This is a genomic window from Rhodoplanes roseus (genome assembly GCF_003258865.1).
GTDB classification, from domain to species: Bacteria; Pseudomonadota; Alphaproteobacteria; order Rhizobiales; family Xanthobacteraceae; genus Rhodoplanes; species Rhodoplanes roseus.
Genome location: NZ_NPEX01000044.1, coordinates 1 through 4,435, shown reverse-complemented (window position 1 = coordinate 4,435; position 4,435 = coordinate 1). Strand labels below are relative to the sequence as shown.

Sequence of the window (4,435 nt, the reverse complement as noted above, 5' to 3'; positions counted from 1 at the left end):
GGGACGGCTGCGGCTGGGCCGAGCCGTCGGTTCTCTCTTCGGGTCCGCTGATCACGCGGGGTCGCCTCCGATGCGCGGCGGCCATCCGCCGCCGAGCGCTTGGAACAAGCTCACCGCCGCGAGCATCCGGGCCAGTCGCACCTGAACGAGCGTGTCCTGGGCGGTGAACAGGGTCTGCTGCGTGTTCAGCACCGTGACGTAGTCGACGATGCCCTCGCGCAGCCTCGATTCTGAAATGTCGAACGCCTCGCGGGCGCTGCGCACCGCGACGGCCTGCAGGCGCTCGCGCTCGGTCTGCTGGCGCAACGAGATCAGCGCCTGCTCGACGTCGGAGAAGCCGCTGATCACCGCCTTGCGGTAGGTCTGCAACAGCTCGAGTTGCCGGCCCTGCGTCTGCTCGAGCTGGCCGAGCAGGTTGCCGCCGTCGAAGATCGGCTGGGTGAGCGACGCGCTCGCCGTGTAGAACCACGCCCCCGGCCCGAACAGGCTCGCGAGGGCGGCGCTCTGCACGCCGTTCTGGCCGGTGAGCGAGATGCTCGGGAAGAAGCTGGCGCGGGCCGACTCGACCGAATGGTTGGCGGAGACGAGCTGCGCCTCGGCGTAGCGGATGTCGGGGCGCTGGTTGATCAGGTCGGCCGGCAGGCCGGGCGGGATGCGCGGCACCGCGACGTTGTCGAGCGTGCCACCCTTGACGCTGAAGTGCTCGGGCGTGCGGCCGACCAGCACGGCCAGCGTCGCGGTGTTCTGCCGGATCGTGATCTCGTAGGCCGGCAGGTTGGCCCGCACCGTGGCGGCGAGCGATTCCTGCTGCGACACGTCGAGGCTGTTGGCCGTGCCGGCGGCGAAGCGTTCCTTGATCAGGGCCAGGATGCGGTTCGCGGCGGCGAGGTTCGCGCGGGCGATGCGCAGCCGGTCCTGGGCGGCGAGGAGCTGGAAGTACGCGTTGCCGACATTCGCCATCGCGGTGAGCGCGACGGTGTCGCGGTCGAACCGGCTGGCGACCGCCGACTCCTGGGCGGCCAGGAGCGACGCGCGGTTCTTGCCCCAGAAGTCGAGCTCGTAGCTCGCCGTCAGATAGGTCGTGTAGGAGTTGCGCTCGCTGCCGACGCCGCTGCTCGTCGACGCCCCGGCCGTGCGGGTGCGGGTGGCCGAGCCGGCACCGGAGAGGTTCGGCAGCAGGGCGGAGCCGGTGACGCGGGCCTGGGCGTCCGCCTGCACGATGCGGGCGACGGCGGCCGCGATGTCGAGGTTGGAGGTCTGCGCCTCCTCCATCAGCACGGTCAGCTCGCGCGACCGGAAGCCGCGCCACCAGTCGAGCGGCGGGCCGGCCTCGGCCTTGCCGCGGCCTTCCTTGTATTGCCCGGGAACATCCAGGGCGAGCTCGGGCTTCTCGGTGTCGACGAAGCAGCCGCCGAGCAGCGGCAACATGGCGATCGCGCAGACGGCGACGGCCGCACGCCCGCGCCGGGCAGGTCCGGCCTCCGTGTCGTGTCGCTCGCTCATCGGCCGCATTGTCGTGGTGGGCTCGCCCGGACGGAAGAAAGTTACGGCGGGCCGCCGTGCGACGGACCCGTCGCTGTCCGTCTTCGACGTGATTTCAGGCAATTCTAGAGCCGTTCGGCACGCCGGCCGTCATTACAAATACGACAGGAACCCGGTATTCCTTCGGAACGCCGACAATGACGGCCCGCTGTTGCAGGCCGGGAACAAGCAACGACTTTACTTTTCGCGGAACGCGGGAAGACCCGTCCCGGCGATCCGCCCTGCCCGCGACCCAGACCGCCCGCGAGCGCCCGGACGTGTCCGGTCGAAAGCTCCCGGAGGTCTCCGGTCGAAAAGTGCGTGGCCGGGACGAGACCCGGCCACGCACGAACGCCTGTCCAAAGGACACGAAGGCAGCGGATCAGTCCTCGTCGAGCTCGCCGATATGGTGCTGCGAGTAGAGCTCCACGCCGAGCTTGGCGACCAGGTCGAGCTGGGTCTCGAGGAAGTCGATGTGGCCTTCCTCGTCCGTCATCAGCTCCTCGAACAGGTCGCGGGTCGGGAAGTCCTTCACCGAGGCGCAGTAGGCCGCAGCCTCCTGGTAGAGCGCGCGCGCCCCCTGCTCGGCGGCGAGATCACACTCCAGGATCTCCTTCACGTTCTGGCCGATCTGCAGAGGATCGAGAACCTGCAGGTTCGGGAAGCCATCGAGGAAGATGATCCGGTCGATGAACTTGTCCGCATGCTCCATCTCTTCGATGGATTCCTTGCGCCACTTCTTGGCGAGATCACGGTAGCCCCAGTTTTCCAGCATGCGATAGTGCAGCCAGTACTGGCTCACGGCAGTGAGCTCGCTCCGCAATCCTTTATTGAGGTATTCAATGACCTTCGCGTCGCCCTTCATCCTGCCTGCTCCGTTCCTGGCGCGATCCGAACTTGCGTCCTTTGTGTGATTCTAAACTGCGGGAACCGGGCGGCCAAGGCAAGAGCGGGGGCAGGCGGACGACGCGCCACCGGCGACGCAAAGCGCCGTTCTCGGCCGACCTGCCGAAACGGCAGGCCGCCCTGCGTCACGCGACTGTCAGTCGGGAACGCCGTGCACGGGATGGGGGTGCGTGAGCTGTGCGTGCCCGGAGCGCACCGAGCCGTGCTCGTGCGCCGCCGGAGCCGCCGTCTGGACCGGCTGGCCGGGATGATCGTGCTCGTGGGCCGGCTCGCCGAGGCGATGCGGCTCGGCGTGAGCCTCCTCGCGGCCGCCCGCCGCGCAGCAGGCACAGTCCTTGGCGCAGGCGAGCAGCGCCTGGTCCATGATCTTGCGGATCGTCCGGGCGCAGCGGCCACATTGGGCGCTGCAACCGAGACAGCCGTAGACCTGGCTGGTGATCCGGGTGCCCCGCTCGCTCACCACGTCGCGGACCTGGCGGTCCGAAATCACATTGCAGGAACAGACGATCATGGCGGACGCGGTTTCCAGTGGGACGATCAGCGAACGCAGGCTCCGTCCTGAGATAGGGCAACTGCGACTGGATTGCAAAAGAAATTCACTCTTTTAAATTGTTCTAACTAAGATGAATTACTGGAGCATCATAGCATATCCAAATGCACTCCAAGTGTACTTTAGAAACACACGAACCAAGAAAGACTCCAGACTACGGGTCTAGAGCGCGGCGGTCGCGCAATGACGACCTTTGGTCGTCTTCGATCCGACACGACATTGCTTGGCATCGACGGCAAGGACCGTCCGCCCAACGCGGCGATTTGCGACCATGTCGCAATTTCGTCTGACGGTTGTCTTGAACCATACCGCCCGCCGAACCGTCCGGTCGAATACGTAAGCACCAGCGGGACAAGGCTTTTCAGCCGCGCCGCCGGCGGACCGCGAGCAGCAGCAGCAGGGCGAGCGGGGTGACGATGTCGGTCACCAAAATCGGTCCGGCATTGCCCGGAGCGAGGTTCCCGGACGCCACAATGTCGCGGACATGGCCGACCGCCGCACCGCCCAGGAAAGCCGCGACCATCAGAGCCGTCGCCAGCCGCGCCTCGAAGCCCCGAAAGGCCGCGTAGAGCCCGGCCAGCCCGATCCCTAGATTGGCGACCCCGACCTCGTACTGGAACGGGCTCGGCGCCCAGCCGATCGAGGCGGCGGCCTGCTGCGCGAAGGCGATGTGGCCGAGCGCCCCCCACAAGCCCATCAGGCCGACCGGGAAGAAGAGGATCCAGCGCAGCGGGACGTCGGCGACCCGGGCGGCCGACAGGGGCCGCGGACCGCGCAGCAGCACGACGGCGGAGACCAGAAGGGCGGCGAGCCAGCTCGCGACCGGAACCAGCGAAACCATGAAGCCTCCTCGGGCGCGGCGCCCTGCCGGAGATACGGTCAGCGCACGTTGAAGCGGATCGGCTGGCTGAAGCCGCGCGGCCGCCCGTCCGGCGGCGCCGGAAACGGCGAGGCGCGCCGCACCACCTCGACGCTCTCGCGGTCGAGCGCCGGGTTCCCGCTGCCGGCGACCAGCGCCACCGAGGTCACCCGGCCGCCGCCGTCGAGCATGAAGCGCACCGTCGCGACCCCGCCATTGCCCTGCTGGCGCGCCTCGGCCGGAAAACGCTTGAAGCGGGCCAGATGGGCGGCGACGAGGCCCGGATAGTTCGAGTGCGCGTCGGATCGGCCGATGCCGAGACCGCTCGCGCCGGCCGACGGCGCGGCGACGGCGACACGCGTGTCCTTGCCGTTCTCTCCCCGCGGCTTGGCCGTGGCGGGCGGCCGCACGGCCGGGCGCGGCTTCTCGGCGGCGCGCGCCGGTGCGGGAGCGGGCTTGCGGGGCGCCGCCGCGGCCGGCGCGGGCGGCAGGGCCGCCGTCTCGGTGACGGGCGCCGGGATCGGCTCGGGCGGCGCCGTGGCCACGGGCGGGGTGTCCGCGGGCGGGGTGTCCGCGGGCGTGTCGGCCGGAGCCGCCAC

General features: G+C 69.1%; 5 protein-coding genes. All 5 read right to left on the bottom strand.

Annotation, left to right across the window (positions count from 1 at the left end; all coding sequences use genetic code 11):
- Window positions 1–51: 51 nt before the first annotated feature.
- Window positions 52–1,503: an efflux transporter outer membrane subunit gene (locus CH341_RS09020; protein ID WP_111418710.1), complete on the bottom strand. Its 1,452-nt coding sequence runs from the start codon at window positions 1,501–1,503 to the stop codon at window positions 52–54.
- Between the two features lie 400 nt (window positions 1,504–1,903).
- Complete coding sequence (gene bfr / locus CH341_RS09015) at window positions 1,904–2,386, bottom strand: bacterioferritin (protein ID WP_111418709.1); 483 nt, start codon at window positions 2,384–2,386, stop codon at window positions 1,904–1,906.
- Window positions 2,387–2,563: 177 nt separating this feature from the next.
- Window positions 2,564–2,938 (bottom strand): (2Fe-2S)-binding protein, encoded by a 375-nt coding sequence (locus CH341_RS09010; protein ID WP_111418708.1) that lies wholly within the window; start codon window positions 2,936–2,938, stop codon window positions 2,564–2,566.
- Between the two features lie 400 nt (window positions 2,939–3,338).
- A complete protein-coding gene (locus CH341_RS09005; protein WP_111418707.1) occupies window positions 3,339–3,818 on the bottom strand; it encodes a DUF6790 family protein in 480 nt (159 codons plus the stop codon).
- Between the two features lie 38 nt (window positions 3,819–3,856).
- Window positions 3,857–4,435: energy transducer TonB (locus CH341_RS09000; RefSeq protein ID WP_210208221.1), on the bottom strand; the 579-nt coding region annotated here is incomplete at its 5' end.

Bases quoted from the DNA above. Each gene is read 5' to 3' on its own strand.
- CH341_RS09005 (WP_111418707.1), bottom strand. From the start codon at position 3,818: ATGGTTTCGCTGGTTCCGGTCGCGAGCTGGCTCGCCGCCCTTCTGGTC.
- bfr (WP_111418709.1), bottom strand. From the start codon at position 2,386: ATGAAGGGCGACGCGAAGGTCATTGAATACCTCAATAAAGGATTGCGG.
- CH341_RS09020 (WP_111418710.1), bottom strand. From the start codon at position 1,503: ATGAGCGAGCGACACGACACGGAGGCCGGACCTGCCCGGCGCGGGCGT.
- CH341_RS09010 (WP_111418708.1), bottom strand. From the start codon at position 2,938: ATGATCGTCTGTTCCTGCAATGTGATTTCGGACCGCCAGGTCCGCGAC.